Source organism: Streptomyces sp. NPDC001617, from assembly GCF_053596855.1.
In genome coordinates, this window is sequence record NZ_JBSFHA010000014.1 from 138,139 (window position 1) to 156,532 (window position 18,394).

24 protein-coding genes are annotated in these 18,394 nt (G+C 71.2%); 9 read left to right on the top strand and 15 right to left on the bottom strand.

Translation table 11 applies throughout. The features are described from left to right. Positions 1-19: 19 nt before the first annotated feature. Positions 20-328 (bottom strand): hypothetical protein, encoded by a 309-nt coding sequence (locus tag ACWC09_RS13940; protein WP_450850752.1) that lies wholly within the window; start codon positions 326-328, stop codon positions 20-22. Between the two features lie 68 nt (positions 329-396). Here ACWC09_RS13940 and ACWC09_RS13945 point away from each other — a divergent pair, with 68 nt between their 5' ends. Then, entirely contained in the window at positions 397-717 is a 321-nt protein-coding gene (locus tag ACWC09_RS13945; RefSeq protein ID WP_450850753.1) for a hypothetical protein, read from the top strand. Positions 718-729: 12 nt separating this feature from the next. Here ACWC09_RS13945 and ACWC09_RS13950 read toward each other — a convergent pair whose 3' ends face one another. Continuing rightward, positions 730-1,221, bottom strand: a complete 492-nt coding sequence (locus ACWC09_RS13950; protein ID WP_450850754.1) for a GbsR/MarR family transcriptional regulator — start codon at positions 1,219-1,221, stop codon at positions 730-732. 73 nt (positions 1,222-1,294) lie between these two features. Between ACWC09_RS13950 and ACWC09_RS13955 the strand changes: the two genes are divergently transcribed. Genes ACWC09_RS13955 through ACWC09_RS13965 form a run of 3 tightly spaced genes read left to right on the top strand, consistent with a single transcriptional unit; the run spans position 1,295 to position 4,051 of the window. After that, positions 1,295-2,182, top strand: coding sequence for an ABC transporter ATP-binding protein (locus ACWC09_RS13955; protein WP_450850755.1), 888 nt, complete (start codon positions 1,295-1,297; stop codon positions 2,180-2,182). Continuing rightward, a complete protein-coding gene (locus ACWC09_RS13960; protein ID WP_450850756.1) occupies positions 2,179-3,780 on the top strand; it encodes an ABC transporter permease in 1,602 nt (533 codons plus the stop codon). The genes ACWC09_RS13955 and ACWC09_RS13960 overlap by 4 nt, the downstream gene beginning before the upstream one ends. A 46-nt stretch (positions 3,781-3,826) precedes the next feature. Further along, entirely contained in the window at positions 3,827-4,051 is a 225-nt protein-coding gene (locus tag ACWC09_RS13965; RefSeq protein ID WP_450850757.1) for a hypothetical protein, read from the top strand. On the opposite strand, the gene ACWC09_RS13970 is transcribed toward ACWC09_RS13965, so the two are convergent. The 5 genes from ACWC09_RS13970 to ACWC09_RS13990 all read right to left on the bottom strand — a co-directional run bounded on the left by ACWC09_RS13970 (position 4,035) and on the right by ACWC09_RS13990 (position 7,992). Next, on the bottom strand, positions 4,035-5,237 hold the full coding sequence (locus ACWC09_RS13970) for a cytochrome P450 (protein WP_450850758.1): 1,203 nt from the start codon (positions 5,235-5,237) through the stop codon (positions 4,035-4,037). The genes ACWC09_RS13965 and ACWC09_RS13970 overlap by 17 nt on opposite strands. Positions 5,238-5,281: 44 nt before the next feature. Further along, on the bottom strand, positions 5,282-6,079 hold the full coding sequence (locus ACWC09_RS13975) for an alpha/beta fold hydrolase (RefSeq protein WP_450850759.1): 798 nt from the start codon (positions 6,077-6,079) through the stop codon (positions 5,282-5,284). Positions 6,080-6,127: 48 nt separating this feature from the next. Next, positions 6,128-6,787 (bottom strand): DUF4097 family beta strand repeat-containing protein, encoded by a 660-nt coding sequence (locus ACWC09_RS13980; protein ID WP_450850760.1) that lies wholly within the window; start codon positions 6,785-6,787, stop codon positions 6,128-6,130. Between the two features lie 159 nt (positions 6,788-6,946). Further along, complete coding sequence (locus ACWC09_RS13985) at positions 6,947-7,141, bottom strand: DUF397 domain-containing protein (RefSeq protein ID WP_450850761.1); 195 nt, start codon at positions 7,139-7,141, stop codon at positions 6,947-6,949. Beyond that, complete coding sequence (locus ACWC09_RS13990) at positions 7,141-7,992, bottom strand: helix-turn-helix domain-containing protein (protein ID WP_450850762.1); 852 nt, start codon at positions 7,990-7,992, stop codon at positions 7,141-7,143. The genes ACWC09_RS13985 and ACWC09_RS13990 overlap by 1 nt, the downstream gene beginning before the upstream one ends. A 194-nt stretch (positions 7,993-8,186) precedes the next feature. On the opposite strand from ACWC09_RS13990, the gene ACWC09_RS13995 reads away from it, so the two are divergent. From ACWC09_RS13995 to ACWC09_RS14010, 4 genes are all read left to right on the top strand, one after another. Then, complete coding sequence (locus ACWC09_RS13995) at positions 8,187-8,588, top strand: ATP-binding protein (protein ID WP_450850763.1); 402 nt, start codon at positions 8,187-8,189, stop codon at positions 8,586-8,588. 62 nt (positions 8,589-8,650) lie between these two features. Then, positions 8,651-8,941, top strand: a complete 291-nt coding sequence (locus ACWC09_RS14000) for a hypothetical protein (RefSeq protein WP_450850764.1) — start codon at positions 8,651-8,653, stop codon at positions 8,939-8,941. Next, on the top strand, positions 8,938-9,252 hold the full coding sequence (locus ACWC09_RS14005; RefSeq protein WP_450850765.1) for a hypothetical protein: 315 nt from the start codon (positions 8,938-8,940) through the stop codon (positions 9,250-9,252). Before ACWC09_RS14000 ends, ACWC09_RS14005 begins: the two co-directional genes overlap by 4 nt. A 72-nt stretch (positions 9,253-9,324) precedes the next feature. Next, a complete protein-coding gene (locus ACWC09_RS14010) occupies positions 9,325-10,110 on the top strand; it encodes a hypothetical protein (protein ID WP_450850766.1) in 786 nt (261 codons plus the stop codon). A gap of 16 nt (positions 10,111-10,126) precedes the next feature. On the opposite strand, the gene ACWC09_RS14015 is transcribed toward ACWC09_RS14010, so the two are convergent. Beyond that, positions 10,127-11,116, bottom strand: coding sequence for a helix-turn-helix transcriptional regulator (locus tag ACWC09_RS14015; RefSeq protein WP_450850767.1), 990 nt, complete (start codon positions 11,114-11,116; stop codon positions 10,127-10,129). A gap of 106 nt (positions 11,117-11,222) precedes the next feature. Here ACWC09_RS14015 and ACWC09_RS14020 point away from each other — a divergent pair, with 106 nt between their 5' ends. Further along, entirely contained in the window at positions 11,223-11,624 is a 402-nt protein-coding gene (locus tag ACWC09_RS14020; protein ID WP_450850768.1) for a VOC family protein, read from the top strand. Positions 11,625-11,645: 21 nt separating this feature from the next. Here the strand turns inward: ACWC09_RS14020 and ACWC09_RS14025 are convergent, their stop codons facing one another. From ACWC09_RS14025 to ACWC09_RS14055, 7 genes are all read right to left on the bottom strand, one after another. Continuing rightward, complete coding sequence (locus ACWC09_RS14025) at positions 11,646-12,311, bottom strand: response regulator (RefSeq protein WP_450850769.1); 666 nt, start codon at positions 12,309-12,311, stop codon at positions 11,646-11,648. After that, a complete protein-coding gene (locus ACWC09_RS14030; RefSeq protein WP_450850770.1) occupies positions 12,308-13,684 on the bottom strand; it encodes a sensor histidine kinase in 1,377 nt (458 codons plus the stop codon). The genes ACWC09_RS14025 and ACWC09_RS14030 overlap by 4 nt, the downstream gene beginning before the upstream one ends. Before the next feature lie 103 nt (positions 13,685-13,787). Further along, the gene (locus tag ACWC09_RS14035) at positions 13,788-14,462 is read right to left on the bottom strand and encodes a response regulator (RefSeq protein WP_450850771.1); all 675 of its coding nucleotides are present in this window, start codon (positions 14,460-14,462) and stop codon (positions 13,788-13,790) included. 31 nt (positions 14,463-14,493) lie between these two features. Beyond that, positions 14,494-15,882 carry a sensor histidine kinase gene (locus tag ACWC09_RS14040; protein ID WP_450850772.1) on the bottom strand — a complete coding sequence of 463 codons (1,389 nt, stop codon included), beginning with the start codon at positions 15,880-15,882 and terminating at the stop codon, positions 14,494-14,496. Next, the gene (locus ACWC09_RS14045) at positions 15,875-17,119 is read right to left on the bottom strand and encodes an acyltransferase family protein (RefSeq protein WP_450850779.1); all 1,245 of its coding nucleotides are present in this window, start codon (positions 17,117-17,119) and stop codon (positions 15,875-15,877) included. The genes ACWC09_RS14040 and ACWC09_RS14045 overlap by 8 nt, the downstream gene beginning before the upstream one ends. Positions 17,120-17,219: 100 nt before the next feature. Continuing rightward, entirely contained in the window at positions 17,220-18,140 is a 921-nt protein-coding gene (locus ACWC09_RS14050) for an alpha/beta hydrolase (RefSeq protein ID WP_450850773.1), read from the bottom strand. 191 nt (positions 18,141-18,331) lie between these two features. After that, on the bottom strand, positions 18,332-18,394 hold a 63-nt coding region (locus ACWC09_RS14055; protein WP_450850780.1), incomplete at its 5' end, for a MoaD/ThiS family protein.

Genomic DNA, 18,394 nt, shown 5'->3' on the forward strand with positions numbered 1-18,394 from the left:
GCCGTACGACGGGGGCGGCTCAGCGGATGTTGATGTCCCCGTTGACGTCCCGGACCATGACGACCGTGCCGTGCACGGTGCCGGAGACCGTGCCGGTCACGTCCCCCGCCCCGGTCCCGCCGGTCCGCTCGCACCCGCCCGCCTCGGCAACCTCCCGGTCGTGCCACGCCTGAAGCAGCCGTGCGAACCCGGCGTCCCGACCGGCTCGCGCGGCCAGCGCGTCCGACAACGCCCGCGCACGTTCCTCGCTGTCCGGCTCCTCGTCCAGCGCCTCCAACTCCCGTCGCCCGTCGGCCGCTTCGCCGGCCTCCACCGACCGGCGCAGCACCAGCTCACGCAGCGACTGCCACGCCTGATGCCCCGCCGAACTCGCCGTACTGCCCGCGCCGCAGAGCGGTGGCCCATCGGACGCTCCTGAGCACGCTGACGTTCGGGCTGGTGGGGTGGCTCTTCTACGGCCTCGGCGGTCAGTACCTGAACTGGTTCGTGTTCACGACCGTGGGCGGCCTCGGCCTCGGCATCGCCCACGGACTCGCCCTCACGGCCTGGGGCCAGTGGACGACCCTCGCCCGCATCTGGCTCCCCCTCACCGGCCGACTCCCCCGAGACCCGGCCGCCTTCCTCGAGGACGCCCACCACAGAGGTGTCCTGCGCCAGGCCGGCGCCGTCTACCAGTTCCGCCACGCCCGACTCCGCGACCGCCTCGACAAGCCCTGACAGCACGGCCGTTCAGGCGCCGAACGTCTTCTCCCGGTGCACCCGCCACCGCTCCATCATGGCCGCGACCTCCCCCTCGACGAACTCGAAGAAGGCGAGCGTCTCGGCCATCCGGCGGCCGGCCGGAGTGTGCTCTCCGAGGCTGCTGACGCCCTCCCGCAGCGCCCCCTCCCACCGCTTGATGAGGGCCTCACGGTTGGTCAGCGCCTCGTACCACTGATCGCCGTGCACCCGGTACCGCTCCCGCCGTGAACCGGGCTCCCGCTCGCGCGAGACCATGTGCGTCTGGGCCAGATAGCGCACCGCGCCCGACACCGCGGCCGGGCTGATCTGCAGCTGTTCGCCCAGCTCGGCGGAGGTCATCGAGCCCTCGTCGGAGGAGAGCAGCGCGGCGAAGACCCGCGCCGGCATCCGCTGCATCCCGGCCTCGACGAGCTGGGCCGCGAAGGACTCGACGAACTGCGACACGGCCTCCGCGTCCCGCCCACCAGCTGCTTTCGTCATGGGCTCATCCTATCGACGATTCACTCACTTCCTTAACTTCACAAATTTCTGAAAGAAGCGTACGTTCACCACCATGACGAAGGCAATCAGCGTGTCCGGCCTCCACAAGTCGTTCGGTCGCACTCATGCCCTGGACGGCCTGGACCTGGACGTCGAGACCGGCGAGGTGCACGGCTTCCTCGGCCCGAACGGCTCCGGCAAGTCCACCACCCTCCGCGTCCTGCTCGGCCTGCTGCGCGCCGACGCCGGCGCCGCACAGGTGCTGGGCCGCGACCCGTGGCAGGACGCGGTGGAGGTGCACCGCCGGATCGCGTACGTCCCCGGAGACGTGACGCTGTGGCGCAACCTCTCGGGCGGCGAGGTCATCGACCTCTACGGCCGTCTCCGCGGAGGCCTGGACGCGGGGCGCCGCGCCGACCTGATCGACCGCTTCGAGTTGGACCCCACCAAGAAGGGCCGCACCTACTCGAAGGGCAACCGCCAGAAGGTCGCCCTGGTCGCCGCCTTCGCCTCGGACGTGGACCTGCTGATCCTCGACGAGCCGACGTCCGGCCTGGACCCGCTGATGGAGGAGGTCTTCCAGCGCTGCGTGGAGGAGGAGCGGGACCGGGGCCGGACGATCCTGCTCTCGTCCCACATCCTCAGCGAGGTCGAGGAGTTGTGCGACCGCGTGAGCATCATCCGCAAGGGCCGCACGGTCGAGTCGGGCTCGCTCGCCGACCTGCGCCACCTGACGAGGACGAGCGTGACGGCCGAACTCGCGGGCGCTCCCAACGGCTTGGGGCAGCTGCCGGGCGTGCACGATCTCGACGTACAGGGGAAGCGAGTGCGGTTGCAGGTCGACACGGACCAACTCGACGCCGTACTGCGCCAGTTGAGCGAGTCCGGCGTCCGGTCCCTGACCTCGACGCCGCCGACGCTGGAGGAGCTGTTCCTGCGGCACTACCAGGAGGCGTCATGACCTCCCTCGCGGGCACGCGCGTGCTGCTCCGCTTCAACCTGCGCCGCGACCGGCTGATGATCCCGGTGTGGGTGGCGGTCAACGCCCTGATGGTCCTCTCCATGCCGAACACCCTCAAGGGCCTCTACGGCACCGAGGCCGAGCGCACCGACCTGCTGCACCAGGTCGCCACCAACGCCTCCTTCCGCGCCCTGATCGGTCCTGCCTTCGGCGACTCGCTCGGCGCGCTCACGGCCTGGCGCGTCGGCGTCTATTCGGGCGCGCTCGCCGCCGCCACCAGCCTCCTCGTCGTCGTACGCCACACCCGGGACGAGGAGGAGAGCGGCCGCCAGGAGCTGATCGCCTCCGGCGCGGTGGGCCGCCGCGCCTCGCTGACGGCGGCCCTGCTGGCGGCGGCGGTGGCCAATGCCGTACTGGCGCTGCTGGTTGCGGCGGGCCTGGCCGGCCAGGGCGCCACCGGGGCGGTCGCCTTCGGTCTCGGCCTGGCCGCGGTCGGCATGGTCTTCGCCACGATGGCGGCGATCGTCGCCCAGCTGACGGAGAGCGCCCGGCTGGCGCGGGGCCTGACGGCGGCGGTGCTCGGCGCGGCCTTCGTGCTGCGCGCGGCCGGTGACGCGGCGACCGACCACGGCTCCTCGCCCCTGACCTGGCTGTCCCCGCTGGGCTGGCTGGAGAACCTGCGGCCGTACGCCTCCGAACGCTGGTGGGTGCTGCTGCTGTTCGCGGCGGCCGTGGCTCTCCAGGCCGCGGTCGCCTACGGCCTCGCGGGCCGCCGGGACGTGGGCATGAGCTTCCTGCCGACACTCCCCCACCGCCTTAAGGGCGTGGGAGGTACCCCCATCGGACCGGCGGTCGGCCGCCTCGGCACGGCGGGCGCACTGGCCTGGCGACTGCAACGCGGCGGCGTCCTGGGCTGGTCGATCGGCTTCTTCCTGGCCGGTGTCGTCTACGGCGGCCTGACCGACGGGGTGGCGGACCTGGTCGGCGACAACAGGAACGCCCGCGAGATCTTCGAACGGATGGGCGGCCACAGTGGGTTGACGGACGCGTTCCTGGCGTCGATGACCGGCATGCTGGGCCTGATCGCCGCGCTGTACGTGGTGGCGTCGGTGCTCCGCCTCAATGGGGAGGAGACCTCCGGCCGGGCGGAACCGCTGCTGGCCAACGCGGTCGGCCGGCTGCGCTGGGCGGCGGGCCACCTGACGATCGCCTTCGGAGGCGCGGTCCTGATCATGCTGCTCGCCGGCCTCGGCTTCGCCGTCGGCTACGGCAAGGAGGTCGGGCCGATCCTCGGGGCGTGTCTGGTGCAGGTGGCCGGGGTGTGGGTGATCGGCGGGGTGGCGGTGCTGCTGCACGGCCTGCTGCCGCGGGCGGCGACGGCGGCGTGGGGTGTCGCGGGCGCGGTCCTGCTGATCGGCTGGGTCGGACCGGCGCTGGACGTCCCGCAGGTGGTACTGGACGTGTCCCCCTTCGGCCATCTGCCCAAGTTGCCGGGCGGGGAGATGAGTTGGGGGCCGGTGCTGGCCCTGCTGGGGGTGGCGGCGGCGCTGGTCGCCGTAGGTCTGGCAGGGCTGCGGCGGCGCGACCTCACGAGCTGACCGGCGCCGGGAACCCGTGGGCGGCCCGCGTACGTCCGTCCCGGGCATGGGACAACGTACGGAGGCCGCCGCAGGATGTCTGATCGCCGCCGTCGGCGCGGGCGCGGGCCCGGCGCTGTGGGCCGTCGACGTCCGGGAACGGCTGTGGCGGTTCGAGGCCGCCCCCGACTGGAGCGTGCTCTACGCCGAACTGCCGCCGGCGGTTCTCGGCGGAACCGCCGCCGCCCTGGGCGTATGGGCCCTGCTCCGGCGCCTCAGACCACGACGCTGAGCCCCTCAAGACCCCGGATCACGAAGTTCGGCTTCCGCTTCGGTTCCTCGGCGAGGTCGAGGGTCGGGGCCTTCTCCAGGAGGGCGGTCATGGAGGCCGCCAGTTCGATACGGGCCAGCGGGGCGCCGATGCAGTAGTGGATGCCGGCGGAGAACGAGATGTGCGGGTTCTCCGTGCGGGTGAGGTCGAGCCGCTCGGGGTTCCGGAAGACCTCCGGGTCATGGTTGGCGGAGCCGAAGAGCATCGCGACCTCCGCGCCCCGCGGAATCGTCGTGCCGTCGATCTCGATCTCGTCCAGCACCCACCGCTCGAAGAGCTGGAGCGGGGTGTCGTAGCGCATGAGCTCCTCGATCGCACTCGGGATCAGGGAGTGGTCGGCGCGCAGGGCGGACAGCGGGCCGGGGTTGCGGAAGAGGGCGTACCAGCCGTTCACCGTGGCGTTGACGGTCGCCTCGTGCCCAGCGTTGAGGAGGAGGACGGCCGTCGAGATCATCTCCTGCTCGGTCAGCCGGTCACCTTCGTCGTGGGCGGCGATGAGCCCCGAGATCAGATCGTCGCCGGGGTGCTGGCGCCGCTCGGCGATCAGCTCCCGCAGATACCCGGAGAACTCGACCGAAGCCCGCACGGCCCGGTCCGCCACCTCCTCCGGCGGATTGAGCTCGTACATCCCGCAGATGTCGGCCGACCAGGGCCGCAGCGGAGCCCGGTCCGCCTCCGGAATGCCCAGCATCTCGGCGATGACGGCGACGGGCAACGGCTCGGCGACGTCGGTGAGCAGATCGCCGCCGCCGTTCTCGACGAGACGGTCCACCAGTTCCCCGGCGAGCCGGGCCACGTACGGCTTCAGCTGCTCCACCGTCCGTGGGGTGAACGCCTTCGACACCAGCCGTCGGATGCGGGTGTGGTCCGGCGGCTCCAGGTCGAGCATCCCGTGGTCGTTGAGGGTGTGGAACGGCTCGTGCGCCGCGGGCGGCGCGGTCCGTCCGAAGTCCTCGTGCGTGAACCGGTGCACATACGTCCGCCCCAGCCGCCGCTCGCGCAGCAGCGCCGAGACATCGGCGTGGTGCGGGACGAGCCACTGGTTCGTGGGCTCGTAGTAGTGCACGCGCCCCTTGGCGCGCAGCTCGGCGTAAGCGGGGTAGGGGTCGGCGAGAAACGCCGGGTCCCACGGATCGAAGGCTGCCATGCGGGGACGCTAGCCCGGCGTCCCCGCTTCTGACCAGGGGTGTCTCACTCCGGGGTGCCGCGGTGGTCGAGAGCGGCCACCTCGCGCACGGCCTCGGCGACGGCCGCGAAGTCCTTCTTGAGGATCGCGTCGTGGTTGCTGGCGACCTTGGCGCCGAGCCGGAGGTTCGGGTTGCGCCCGAAGACCTGGTCGAGGCTTGCGCGGATGCGTTCCTGCTCGTCTCCCTTGCTGCCGAGGGACGCCCCCGAGGCGAGCACGTACCGCACCGGGACGGTGATGGCGTCCAGCACGGGGGCCAGTTCGCGCTCGCGGGAGATCCGGCCGAGCTCGATGTTGCACTCCGCCATCTCCTCGGCGGACATCCGCGGGATCAGACCGGTCGGACGCAGCAGCGGTGCGAACCAGCTCACCCGCCGGAACAGCTTGCGGATCCGCTGCTCCATGGCCTCGTCCAGCCAGTCGTACGGCTGCGCGCCGTCGACCAGGACCGCGCCGAGGGCACGCTCCGGATTCCGTTCGGCCCAGTGGGCGCCGACGAACGCGCCGTAGGACCAGCCGACCACCAGCGCCCGGTCCACACCCCGGGCCGCGAGGACGGCGTCCACGTCCCGGACGGTCGCCTCGAAGGAGTAGTCGGCCGACCGCCCCGACTTCTTGCCGCGGGCCCGCTCGTCGTAGGTGATGTGCCGCCAGTCCGGGCCGAGTTCGGCGAGGACCCGCCGCCAGTAGCCCTGGGTGGCGAACTGGCCGTTGAGGTAGACGACGGGGATACCGGGGCCGCCGGTGTCGGTGACGGCGAGGGCGGTGTCGTCGACCGGGACCATGGAAGTGCTGTTCTTCATCATGAGTTCCTCCGGGTCGGGTGGGCCGGCTGTCGGGTGGGTCCTGCGTCAGAGGCTGCGGGCGGTGATGTCGCCGTTGGAGGTGGTGGCGCGGATGTCGAGTTCGGCGCTGCCGTCGTTCTTGAGGGCGTTGCTGACGCGGCCGTTGGGGGTGGCGGCGTCCAGGGAGGCGGGGACTCCGGGAGCGGCGCCGACCGAGATGTCGCCGGACCGGGTCTGGAGCACGACGGTCCCGCGTACGGCCTCGGCGATCCGGATGTCGCCCCGCGCGGTGCTGATCTCCGCGTCGCCCCCCAGCCGCCCGACCTCGACGTCACCGTCGGTCGCGCTGAGGCGGAGGCTCGCGGCCTCGTCGATCCTTGTCTCGCGGTACGCCCCCTCGAAGACGACGTCACCGAGGCGCCCGACGGCCCGAAGCTCAGTACTGGCGGCCTTGACCTCGACACGGGACCCGGCGGGCAGCTCGACGGTCACCTCCAGGGATCCGGAAGGACCGAAGAGCTTGCTGTCGGGGGCCGCGATCCGCAGAACGCCGTCGGCGTAGGAGACGGCGGTCTGCTCGGCGGCCTTGCTGTCACGACTCTTGGCCGGATCGCCGGGAAGCACCTGGACGGCGGTGTCGACGCGGTCCGCGGCGAGGAACCGGATGCGGCCGGCGGGAATGTCCAGGACGGCGGAGATCGGGGCGGGGGTGTCGAACTTCTGCATTGTGGTCTCCCGTGTGCGTCTTTGTTTCTGACACGGGAAACGCTACGTAGCTTTCCAAATAGTGACAACATATTTGTTGCACTGGAGATGCGTTTACACAGCTCAGAGCAGATATTTCATTGCAACACTACTGAAGTTAACGCAACGATAGACGACCCCTCATTGCAATGGACGAGAAGTGAACGCTACTTTCAGGTGCTCGACGAGGGCCACGAAGGAGGTGTTGGGGAAGGAGAGGGTGGCACGGTCCGGGGCCTTGGAGTCGCGGACGGCTATGCGGGTGGGGAGGGTGGCTATCTCGACGCAGGTGTCACCGTCGCCGCCGCTGGAGTACGTCGACTTCCGCCAGTTCATCAGAGTTCCTTCGCCAACCGGTGAATGAAGTCCCGCGACGCCACCGGCTCCAGCGACGCGCTCCTCACCTTATGGAACAGCGTGCGCAGCTTCTCCAACTGGGCTTCCGTATCGGAGAAACCGACGCCGGTCGGCGCGTCTCGCAGCCCGGTATCCAGCCGAGGCAGGGGGCCGCCCAGGTACATCATCGAGGCACCGGCACCGGCGAAACCCACGTAGTCGACGGGGATGACCCGCACGGTGGCATGCCCTTTCTCGATCTCCTCCAGGATGAACCTGAGTTGAGCCAGTGACATGCGGCGATCCGACACATGGACCCGCAGGGCGAACTCGTGGATGACCGTCTCGTACGGGGTGGGATCGTCGCCTTCGATGACGGCTCGCCGGTTCAACCGGTGCTCCACGCGCAGCGCGACCTCGTTCTCGGAAAGCTCGGGTCTCATGTATGTGTACACCGCGCGGGCGTAGTCCGCCGTCTGCAGCAGCCCGGGCACGAGCATGATCACGACTTCCCGGAGAAATGTCGCATGATGCTCGGCCTCGGCGGTGTCCAGGAACACCGGAGGCAGCACGCCCCGATACTTCTCCCACCAACCACGCGTACGATCGGTCGCCATCGCCACGAGAGCGTCGATCAACGCCTCGTCCGTACAGGCGTAATGAGCCGCGAGGCGCCGCACCCGCTCCTCACTGACGCCTGCGAAACCCAGCTCCATCTGGCTTATCTGCGCCGAGGTCGAGTTCAGCAGCCCTGCCACCTCACGCGCCTTCAGCCCGGCCGCCTCGCGCAGGCGTCGCAGCTCAGCCCCCAGGCGCATTTGCCGTGCGGTCGCATGACTCCTCGGCGGCATCAGCCCTCCTCAACACCCCTGTTGATATGCCTCGTTCGAGGGCAAGACTACGACAACCAGTTGCGCTGGCGATAATTATTGCCCTACCGTCGGTGACGCAACGCACACAGTGCGGAAGTGCACCGCACCGTCCCGCCACGACGGCCGCGGCACCGCCACCGCACAACTCCCCCTCACTCGTACGGAGTTCACGCATGCCCGAAACCTGGGAGTACACCCTCTCCATCCCCAACGACCCCCGAGCCGTCACCGTCTGTCGCCGCACGCTCCGCCTGATCCTGACCCTGCACGGCCTGATCACGCTGGTAGACACGGCCGAACTCCTCGCAACCGAGCTGATCTCCAACGCCGTACTGCACACCAAGGGCCCCGCCGCCCTGCGCGTCCGCCACTCCCCCGGCGTACTCCGCCTCGCCGCATGGGACGCGAACCCCGAACCGCCCGACCCGCCCCGCCCGTTGGAGCACCTCACCGACTCCGAGAACGGCCGCGGCCTCTCCCTGGTCCGCGCCTGCGGCGACGTATGGGGCTGGCAACCACAGTCGAGGAACGGCAACCGGGGCAAGTACGTGTGGTGCGAACTGGTGGCGGCGTGAACATCACCGCACGGAATCGTCCGGGTACGGTGAAAGCGACACCGCGAAAGGGAGCCGACGCCATGACCACCCGCCCGGCAGAGTCCGGCCAGCCCCACTTCCCGCCGATGCGCACCATCGGCGAGCTCCGCGCGGCCCTCACCATGGGCTACGGCTTCCCCGGCGACGCGGACGACTTCGAAGCCGAGCTGGCCCGTGAGATCAACCATGCCGACCCTGCGGATCTCTCCGGTGTCGTCCGCCTCGTCGAGGAGTTCCGCGGCCGGGTCGCCGCACGCCAGGACCCTGCCTTCGACTCCGCCGTCGCCGCGGCCGCCGCCGAGATCCGAAAGGCTCGGGGAAACGACCGTTGAACGAGAACCAGCAGCCGACCGTCGCAGAGATCACCCGCGAGGCCCATGCGCGCTGCCTCGCCATCGGCGGCGGAGCACTTGAGGCTGTCGAGGCGCTACGAGCAGAGCTGGAGAAGAACCCGACACTCGGCCGACGAGCGCAAAGCGCCGCCCGAGGCATGAAGATCTACACGACCCGTCTCGAAGCCACGGACACCCACCCCGCGCTCACCGCCACCTACGTCTACGACGCCCCGCCTCCCGAGCCCGGCCTGATCCGCATCGCACTCGTCTCTCCGGTACGTTTCGCCGGTGGCGGCACCGAGCTCTGAGCACACGGCCGGCCCTGCGAAGCCCACTCCGGCCCAGCCCTCGCCTCCCCGCCGGGATACCAGCACCACCTGTTGCCCGCGGCCCTCTCCTACGAGGCGTCAGCCGACGAGCTGAGCTTCGTCGCCGGGCCGGCCTTCGTCGGATTGCTCGCGTCTCTCTCCCCTCTTGCCCCGGCCCTCGCCACGATGGCTCTGCTCGCACTGGCCACCCTCCCCTTCGCCCAGCTCCACGCCCATGCCGGCGCGCGCCGCCCTTCGCCGGGCGGGCCGGAGAAGCCGCGCCTGCCTCGCCGCCCCCTGGCCGTCATGTTCCTGGCGATGGCCGCGATGGGGGCGGTCTTCGGCGCGGTCCAGACCGCCGTCACCGTCTACGCCGACACGATCGGCAGGCCGGCCGCCTCGGGGCTCGTCTACGCCGAGTTCGGCATCGGGAGCGCCCTGGCCGGCGCCGCCTGTGCCTGGCTGCCCGAGCGGTTCTCCCTCCGCGCCCGTTACCTCACCTTCGCCGCGACGCTCTTCGTCGGCATGCTGGTTCTCTTCGTCGGCACCCGACTGGCATCCCTCCCCGTCGCGAGCGTCACCGTCGCGCCCTACATGATCAGCCTGTACGCCCTGACCGAACGACTCGCCCCCGTCGAACGGGCCACCGTCGCCATGACCGTCCTCTGCGCCGGCGGCCCCCTCGGGACAGCCGCCGGACAAGCCGTCTCCGGCGGCCTCGCGCAGACGCACGGCGTCCAAGGCGCCCTCCTGGTCGCCCTCGTCGTGGCTGCAGGCGCGCCGCTGCTCGCGTTGGCGGCGCTCGGTGACTCCTTCCGGTTTCCGTGCCGGACGAGTCCTGGCTGTGCCGTTTCCTGACAGTGGTTCCTCGGCGTCAGGCTCGGCGCGCGTGGGACGTGAGGCGGTCGGCGAGCGCGAGGACCAGGTCGCGCAGTTCGGCGGGGCGCTCGATGACGAACGGCCGGTCGAGTGCGGCGAGAATCCGGGGCAACCAGTCGAGCCGCTCCGCCCGCAATTCGACGCGCAGCCAGCGCTCGGCCGCCGGGCCCTGGCCGGCCGCGGGCTCGTGCTCCTCCAGGCTCGCGACGCCGGCGGGGAGGTGGGCTCGGATCTGCTCCACTGTCCCGTGGATCCGCAAGGTCACCTCATGCCGGTACTCGGCCGTGGCGAATCCTGACAGCACGCGCTGGGCCGGATCGGGACCCACCGGCGCTTCGAACGAGCCGGGCAGGGTCCTCGCGTCCGCGATGCGATCGAGCCGGAAGGTCCGGTCCTCGCCGACCTCGGCGTCCTCGCCTGTGACGTACCAGCGGCCCGCATGGGCGACGATCCCGTACGCGTGCAGTGTGCGTTCGCTGCGCCGACCCTCGCGGTCGGTGTAGCGGATCGAGACCGGTCGGCGGTGGCGCACCGCGTCGGCGATGGTGAGCAGGACCTCAGCGTCGGGCGTATCGAACTCGCCGGGCTGGTCCGTGAAGGCGAGAGCCTCCAGAAGTGTGTCGAGCCGGCGGGCGATGTGCTTGGGCAGCACCCGCCGGATCTTCGCCGATGCCGTCTCGCTCGCCGTGCGCTCCATCGTCGTCAACCCCGCCCGGCGGCCGGCGACCAGGCCGAGCAGCACGGCCAGCGCCTCGTCGTCGCTGAGCATGAGCGGAGGCAGGCGGTACCCGGGGGCGAGCCGGTACCCGCCGTAGCGCCCGCGCACCGACTCCACCGGCACATCCAGGTCGACCAGCTGGTCCACATACCGCCGCACGGTGCGCCCCTCGACGCCGAGCCGGTCGGCGAGTTCGGCCACCGTCCGGGTGCCGCCCGACTGCAGCAGCTCCAGGAGTGTCAGCACGCGGCCGGTGGGGCGAGGCATGTGCGCAGCCTACTGCGAATACAGGACCGATTCTGTCCACTATTTCTCCTAGCCTGCGACGTGGCAGTGCGACGTGCACGCCTCCAGCCCGGCCAAGGAGAATCCCATGGACTTCGTCTCGATCCGCATCATCACCGGCGACGTGGCGCGCCTCGTCGAGTTCTACGAGCGAGCAACAGGGGCGCGGGCGACGTGGGCCACCGAAGACTTCGCCGAACTCAGGACCGCGGGCGCCACCCTCGCGATCGCCGGCACCCGCACCGTCCCGCTGTTCGCCCCGGGCTCTGCCCGCCCGGCGGACAACCACAGTGTGATCACCGAGTTCCTCGTCGACGACGTGGACCGCGTTCACCGGAACCTGACCGGCTTCGTCACCGACTTCGTCACCGAGCCCACCACGATGCCCTGGGGCAACCGGTCGCTGCTGTTCCGTGACCCCGACGGCAACCTCGTCAACTTCTTCACCCCCGTCACCCCAGCGGCCATCGAAAAGTTCGCACGCATGTGACCAAGGTCTGGAGGCACACCCCTAGCCCGGCGTCACCAGCCGCGCCTCGTACGCGAACACCGCCGCCTGGGTGCGGTCCCGCAGGCCGAGCTTCACCAGGATGCGGCTGACATGGGTCTTGATCGTGGACTCGGCCACCACCAGGCGCTCCGCTATCTCCGCGTTGGACAGGCCCTGGGCGATCAGGACCAGGACCTCCGTCTCGCGCTCGGTCAGGTCGCCGTAGGCCGCCTGGGCGGACCGCATGATGCGCGGGGCCTGGGAGAGCTTGGAGAACTCGGTGATCAGCCGCTTGGTGACCGTGGGGGCCAGGAGTGCCTCGCCCGAGGCCACCACCCTTACGCCGTCCGCCAGTTGGCGGGCGGACGCGTCCTTCAGGAGGAAGCCGGACGCCCCTGCCCGCAGCGCCTGGTAGACGTACTCGTCGAGGTCGAAGGTCGTCAGGACCAGCACCTTCGACGTCGTGTCGGCGGCCACGATCTCTCGGGTCGCCTCGATCCCGTTCAGTTCGGGCATGCGGATGTCCATCAGGACGACGTCGGGGGCGAGTTCACGGACGCGGTCGACCGCCTCGCGGCCGTTGACCGCCTCGCCCACGACCTCGATGTCCGGCATCGCGTTCAGCAGGACCGAGAAGCCCTCGCGCACCATCATCTGGTCGTCCGCGATGAGTACGCGGATCGTCATGCCTCTCCTTCGGTCCCGGTGGCGACCGGCAGGAACACCGTCACCTCGTAGCCGCCCCCGTCCGTCCGGCCCGCCGTCATCTCGCCGTTCAGCATCGTGACGCGCTCCCGCATGCCGGTGATGCCGTGACCGGCGCCGGGCGAGGGCTTGAGAAGGGACGGGTTCGGGGGCGGGCCGTTGACTATGCGCAGGCCCAGGCCGCCGAGGACATAACCGATCTCGACACGTGCGCTCGCCCCCGGTGCGTGGCGCAGGGTGTTGCTCAACGCCTCCTGGACTATGCGGTACGCCGACAGCTCGACGCCCTGCGGGAGTTCCCGTATCGCCCCGGTCGTCGTCCTGTCCACCTGCAGGCCGGTCTCGCGCACGTTGGCGAGCAGTCCCTCCAGGTCGGCGAGGGTGGGCTGCGGGGCGTCCGGGGCCTCGTAGTCCTCGGCGCGGACCACGCCCAGCACGCGGCGCAGTTCGGTCAGCGCCGCCACCGCGTTCTCCCGGATCGTCGCGAACGCCTTCTCCAGCTCCGGCGGCGGGTTCTCCACCCGGTACGGGGCGGCCTCCGCCTGGATGGCGACGACCGACATGTGGTGGGCGACCACATCGTGCAGTTCGCGGGCGATCGTCGTGCGTTCTTCGAGGAGGGTGCGCCGCGAACGCTCGTGCGCGGTCACCGTCTGCTGGGCGGTCACCTCCTGGCGGGCCTGCCGGCGGATGTGCCAGACGGCGACCGCGAGGAGGACCAGGGCGGAGAAGGACAGCATCTGGGCGGTGTTGGTGTCGAAGGTGGAGTGGCCCCAGCTGAAGAAGGTGGCGACCACCACGCCGTAGACCCCGGTCAGCGCCCACATCCAGGCCGCCGTGCGCGGCCTGGTCCGTATCGCCACGATCGTGAGCACGAACAGGTGGCAGGCGAACGCGCCGGGCAGCCATGGCCACTCGGTGTCCCAGTCGGAGCCGAGCACCGCGGCGACCGGGGTCGCGGCCATCGACGCCCAGAACGCACCGACCGGCCGGACCGTCGTCAGCAGGACCGGGACCAGGGCCAGCAGACCGAGGAAGAAGTTGCCGCCGGCGCCGATCACCGCGCTGTTCGCGGCGATGAGCATGGCCAGGACGGCGAACGCGGTGATCACGGCGTGCGGGATCCAGGTCGCGTAGTCCCGCAGGCGCCCCGGCAGGCGGCGGACGAGCGGGTCGTCGAGGCTCAGGCGCGGCAGCGGGCGATAGGCGAAGGCGTCGTGGAACAGGTCCTGCCGCATACCGCGCAGGGCGTCCACGGCCGCCCGGAACTCCGGGCTGTTCGGCTTGTACGCCTCGTGCGCACCCTCCGGCGGCTCCGGTGGGCTCGTGGGCGTCGTCTGGGTCGTCTCGGTCACATCAGGAACGGTAGGCGCAGGCGGGGGTCTCGGTCGTCACCAGTGAGAGGGGTCCTTCGGCATCCGCCTCAAGTACTACGGGTACGGCCGAGGGGAGGGCAGGTCAACGCCCCGACGGCCGTACCAGACCCGACTCGTACGCGAACACCGCCGCCTGCGTACGGTCCCTCAGGCCCAGCTTCACCAGGATGCGGCCCACATGCGTCTTCACCGTCTGCTCGGCCACGACCAGGCGCTCGGCGATCTCCGCGTTCGACAGGCCCTGGGCGATCAGGGCGAGGACCTCCGTCTCGCGCTCCGTCAGATCGCCGACGCGCTGCTTGAGCGGGGCGCGGGGCTTGCCGTCCAGACGGGAGAACTCGGCGATCAGCCGGCGGGTGATGCCCGGCGCGAGAAGGGCGTCGCCGGCCGCCACCACCCGCACCGCCTCGGCGAGCTTGTCCGCGGACGCGTCCTTGAGGAGGAAGCCGGAGGCACCCGCGCGCAGCGCCTCGTAGACGTACTCGTCGAGGTCGAACGTGGTGAGCACCAGGACCTTGATGTGTTCCCGCTCGGTGGTGATCCGGTGGGTGGCCTCGATACCGTCCAGTTCCGGCATACGGATGTCCATCAGGACCACGTCCGGGGCGAGTTCGGCGACCTTCGCCACCGCGTCCAGGCCGTCCACCGCCTGTCCGATCACCTCGATGTCGGGCTGGGTGTTGAGCAGCACGGTGAAGCCCTGCCGGACCATCTGCTGGTCGTCGGCGATCAGTACGCGGATGGGGCTGCTCGTCATGCGGAGGCGTCCTTAAGGGTCTGGGCGGGGTCTAGGCGGGATCGTCCCCGGAGTCGGGGGCGTCGGTGGGGTCGAGGGCATCGGTGGGGTCGGGGCCACCGGCGGCAGGGTGCGACGGGAGGAACGCGAACACCTTGTAGCCGCCGTCCGGCAGCGGGTGCGCCGTCAGGGAACCGTCGAGCATCGTGACCCGCTCCCGCATGCCGAGCAGACCATGCCCGGCACCGGGCGACGGAGCTGCGGGCCGCGTCGGCCGCGAGTTGACGATGTCCACGATCAACCCGTAGGCGGTGTAACGGAGTTGGATGCCGGCGTTCGCGCCGGGCGCGTGGCGCAGGACGTTGCTCAACGCCTCCTGCACGATCCGGTACGCCGACAGCTCCATGCCCTGGGGCAGCGCACGGTTCTCGCCGGTGACCTTCAGGGTCACGTCCAGACCGGCGGCCCGGGTGTTCTCGACCAGCGCGTCGAGCCGGTCCAGGGTCGGCTGCGGGGTGTGCGGTTCGGCGAGGCCGGGCGCGTCCGCCGAGCCGGGGTCCTCCGAACGCAGGACGCCCAGCACCCGGCGCAGCTCGGTCAGCGCCTCCAGCGCGTTGTTCCGGATGCCGTCCAGGTTCTCCCTGAGCTCCGCGGGCGGGTTCTCCACAAGGTGCGGGGCGACCTGGGCCTGGATGGAGATGACCGACATGTGGTGGGCAACCACGTCGTGCAGCTCGCGCGCGATGCGGTTGCGCTCCTCCAGCAGCGTGCGCCGGGCCCGCTCCTCGGCGGTCAGCGTGGCCTGCCGGCGCAGTTCGCTGCGCGCCTCGCGGCGGCCGCGCAGCGCTGTGCCGAGGACGACGACGACCGTGGACAGCGCGACGGTGAGCAAAGCGGTGGGCTGGTGGTGGTCGCCTCCGCCCCACCCCGCTTCGAGGACATAGGTGACCAGCACGGTCAGGCCCAGCGCCTCCGTGGACACCCGGGTGGGCACCCGCAGGGCGAGCAGGAGCAGGACGACCAGGTGGGCGACGATACCGGCCGCGGTCCAGGGCCAGGTGAACTCGGTGCCCGGCTGCATGCCGAGCCTGCCGTGCAGCGCGAGGGCGCCCACCAGCGTGGCGCCCAGGGACAGCCACCACGCCGGGATCGGCCGCCACAGCGCGAGGACGACGGCGCCGCTCTGCGCGACCGCGATCAGGAAGGCGGACCCGAAGCCCAGGTGTCCGTTGTCCTGAAGCTGGGCCAGTCCGCCGAGCATGACGCCGAGACCGGTCAGCCACACCACGCCATGAGGCAGCCGGCGCAGCCATACGGACGGCGGAAGCGGGTCGGCCCGGACCGTCCACAGGTCGTCGCGCAGCACCCGCAGCCAGCCCAGCACCCGCCCGCCGAGCAGCCGCCGGATCCCCGTCTCCGTCACGCGGACCACCCTAGACACGACGTGGCCCCGCCGCCCTCGCCCGATCGGACGAGCGATATGTCCGGACGACGCGGGAGCTGCGCCGCTTACGGGGCCTGGTCTGCTCGTAGGACCGAAAAGCCGCCCAGCACAGGGCGAGGGACAGGGCGAAGACCGGGAGCCAGGCCAGGCGGTACGCCACCCAGACGACGCTGTCGGGGCGGCTGTGGAGGCCGGGGAGCCGGCCCACGAGGAGACCGGTGGCCGTGGTCGCCATCATCGCCGTCTGGTGCCAGAGGAAGATCGTCATCGCGGAGAGGTTCACGAACGCCACCGCCGCCCAGGCGAACGGGCGTCGCATCGCACGGCGCAGCCGGTCGCGGAGGAGAAGGGCCAGGCCGCACTGGGCCAGGCCGAAGGTGACGGCGGCCAGGGTGGGCGGGTTGAGGTTGGAGAGGGACTGGCCGGGGACGCCGACCATGGACGCCGGGTAGCCCGCCCAGGCGACCAGTGCGGCGGTGGTCGCCGCGCCGCCGACGAGCAGGATCCAGCCGGCGCGCGGCCGGTCCAGTTCACCGCGGGTCCAGGCCGCGCCCAGGGTGTAGGGCACCAGCCAGCCCGCCGCCAGGTTGACCCAGCCGAGGCTCTGCGGGGCGCCGAGGCCGAAGCGGAGAAGGTCCACATGGAGGACGACGGCGAGCGGCCACAGGGGGTTGAGCCGGGTGAGCAGCGGGGTCGCCGCCGTCAGCGCCGCGAAGACGACCAGGAACCACATCGGCGAGAGGGCGAGTTTGACGAGGGTGCGGACCGTCTCGAACTCCGTGCCCGACAGGAGCAGGGCGATCGTGGCGATCGTCCACAGGGTGAGGACGGCGGCGACCGGCTTGAAGAGGCGGGACAGACGGGCGGTCAGCCACCGAAGATACGGAGTGCCCTTGGCCTGGGCCGCCGTGTAACTCCGGGTCGCCACATGACCGCCGACCAGGAAGAACACGGCGAGGGTCTGGAAGACCCAGGAGATCGGGGCCAGCCAGGGCATGTGCTGGAGCGGGCTGGTGGTGTGGAGGGTGCCGCCGTCCGCGACGAGCGCGGTGACCAGCCAGTGCCCGAGGACGACACCGAGGATCGCGAAGGCGCGGAGCGCGTCCACGGCCCGGTCGCGGGTGGGTGGGGTGGCGGTGTCGATGCGGGTGGCGGTGCGGTGGAGGGCGGTTCGGGCGCGGTGGAGGAGGGACGGCACCGATGGCACCGGGGCGCGCGACGCCGACGTGGCCATCGCGGCCATCGCGGCCGACGCAGCCGACGACGTAGTCGGCACAGGTGGCCTCTGCCTCGGCACGGTCCGTCCGCCCGCACTCGACTCCGGCGTCTTGGACTCACGCATGGGTCACCTCCGTTGTCTCGCCGAGGACGATGCGGGTGAGGTTGGTCAGGGAGACCGAGCCCGGCTTGAAGTAGTCGCTGTGGCCGCCGGGGCCCGCCGCGAAGACGTGGGCGCCGAAGGACGGGGACACCGGGTCGGTGCCGAAGCCGACGGTCGTGCCGAAGAGGTCGGTCCGGATGTGCGGTACGTCCGCGATCCAGTCGTCGGCGCCGCGGGCGGCCCAGATACGGGCCCGGGTGTGCAGGCCGGCCGCCGAGTCCGCGCCGGTGCCGGGGCTGCCGACCAGGGCTATGTCGGTGACGTGCAGATGGGCGGCGTCCAGGCCGGCCGCCGCGCGGGCGCAGACGACCGTGCCGTAGGAGTGGCAGAGCAGGGAGACGGCGGGCTTGTCGCCTGCGGTGGCGCGGAGTTCGCGGATGAGGTCGCGCAGGTGGGGGGCGGCTTGTTCGGCTCGGCCCGGGGTGAGGACGGTGGTGCTGATCGTGGCGGGTGTCCGGTAGCCGAGCCAGGCCACGACCGCCGTGCGGGTGCCTTCGGGGGCCTCGCGGGTGAGCCGTTGATCGAGGGCCACAGCGGTGGCCCGGAAGCGGCCGTAGGTGTCGAGGGAGGTGTCGGAGCCGGGGACCAGGACGGCGATACGGGTCGCGTGGGCGAGGTCGCCGAACACCTCCGTGGCCTCGCCGGGGCCTCGGCCGTCGAAGTGGAGGAGATGGCGGGCAGGGGCGGCCATGGCACGGTCCGCGGCGGCACGGGAGGTGTCGCGGTGGGCCGCGGCCATACGGGCGGCTTCGGCGGCGTTGGCGCGGTTGGCTGCGTAGGCCGCGGTGAGGGTGGAGGGCGTGAGGGGGGCGAGGGTTGCCGGGGGTGGGGCGGGGATCTGGGGGCGAGTGGCTCCGGAGAGAGGGAGGACCACGGCGGCGGCAATGAGGGCGGCGAGGAGGGTCCGGCGCCGGCGGTGGGTCCGGCGGCGTGCGGTGGGCAGGGAGCTGGTCGGCGCTGGTGTTGGGGGGCGGGTATCGCTCGCCCACGCCGATGCCGGGAGGCGCGTGTCACTCGCCGACGCCGATACCAGGAAGCGCATGTCAAGGGGTCGTCGGCCATGGGTCAGCCTCCTTGGACGGCGGTGAGGACCTCGACGCGGTCCCCCTCGGAGAGGGACGTCGCGGG

Excerpts from the sequence above, each read along its gene's own strand:
- ACWC09_RS13950 (WP_450850754.1), bottom strand. The coding sequence starts at position 1,221 with ATGACGAAAGCAGCTGGTGGGCGGGACGCGGAGGCCGTGTCGCAGTTC.
- ACWC09_RS13955 (WP_450850755.1), top strand. The coding sequence starts at position 1,295 with ATGACGAAGGCAATCAGCGTGTCCGGCCTCCACAAGTCGTTCGGTCGC.
- ACWC09_RS13960 (WP_450850756.1), top strand. The coding sequence starts at position 2,179 with ATGACCTCCCTCGCGGGCACGCGCGTGCTGCTCCGCTTCAACCTGCGC.
- ACWC09_RS13965 (WP_450850757.1), top strand. The coding sequence starts at position 3,827 with ATGGGACAACGTACGGAGGCCGCCGCAGGATGTCTGATCGCCGCCGTC.
- ACWC09_RS13970 (WP_450850758.1), bottom strand. The coding sequence starts at position 5,237 with ATGGCAGCCTTCGATCCGTGGGACCCGGCGTTTCTCGCCGACCCCTAC.
- ACWC09_RS13975 (WP_450850759.1), bottom strand. The coding sequence starts at position 6,079 with ATGAAGAACAGCACTTCCATGGTCCCGGTCGACGACACCGCCCTCGCC.
- ACWC09_RS13980 (WP_450850760.1), bottom strand. The coding sequence starts at position 6,787 with ATGCAGAAGTTCGACACCCCCGCCCCGATCTCCGCCGTCCTGGACATT.
- ACWC09_RS13985 (WP_450850761.1), bottom strand. The coding sequence starts at position 7,141 with ATGAACTGGCGGAAGTCGACGTACTCCAGCGGCGGCGACGGTGACACC.
- ACWC09_RS13990 (WP_450850762.1), bottom strand. The coding sequence starts at position 7,992 with ATGCCGCCGAGGAGTCATGCGACCGCACGGCAAATGCGCCTGGGGGCT.
- ACWC09_RS13995 (WP_450850763.1), top strand. The coding sequence starts at position 8,187 with ATGCCCGAAACCTGGGAGTACACCCTCTCCATCCCCAACGACCCCCGA.
- ACWC09_RS14000 (WP_450850764.1), top strand. The coding sequence starts at position 8,651 with ATGACCACCCGCCCGGCAGAGTCCGGCCAGCCCCACTTCCCGCCGATG.
- ACWC09_RS14015 (WP_450850767.1), bottom strand. The coding sequence starts at position 11,116 with ATGCCTCGCCCCACCGGCCGCGTGCTGACACTCCTGGAGCTGCTGCAG.
- ACWC09_RS14020 (WP_450850768.1), top strand. The coding sequence starts at position 11,223 with ATGGACTTCGTCTCGATCCGCATCATCACCGGCGACGTGGCGCGCCTC.
- ACWC09_RS14025 (WP_450850769.1), bottom strand. The coding sequence starts at position 12,311 with ATGACGATCCGCGTACTCATCGCGGACGACCAGATGATGGTGCGCGAG.
- ACWC09_RS14035 (WP_450850771.1), bottom strand. The coding sequence starts at position 14,462 with ATGACGAGCAGCCCCATCCGCGTACTGATCGCCGACGACCAGCAGATG.
- ACWC09_RS14045 (WP_450850779.1), bottom strand. The coding sequence starts at position 17,119 with ATGGCCACGTCGGCGTCGCGCGCCCCGGTGCCATCGGTGCCGTCCCTC.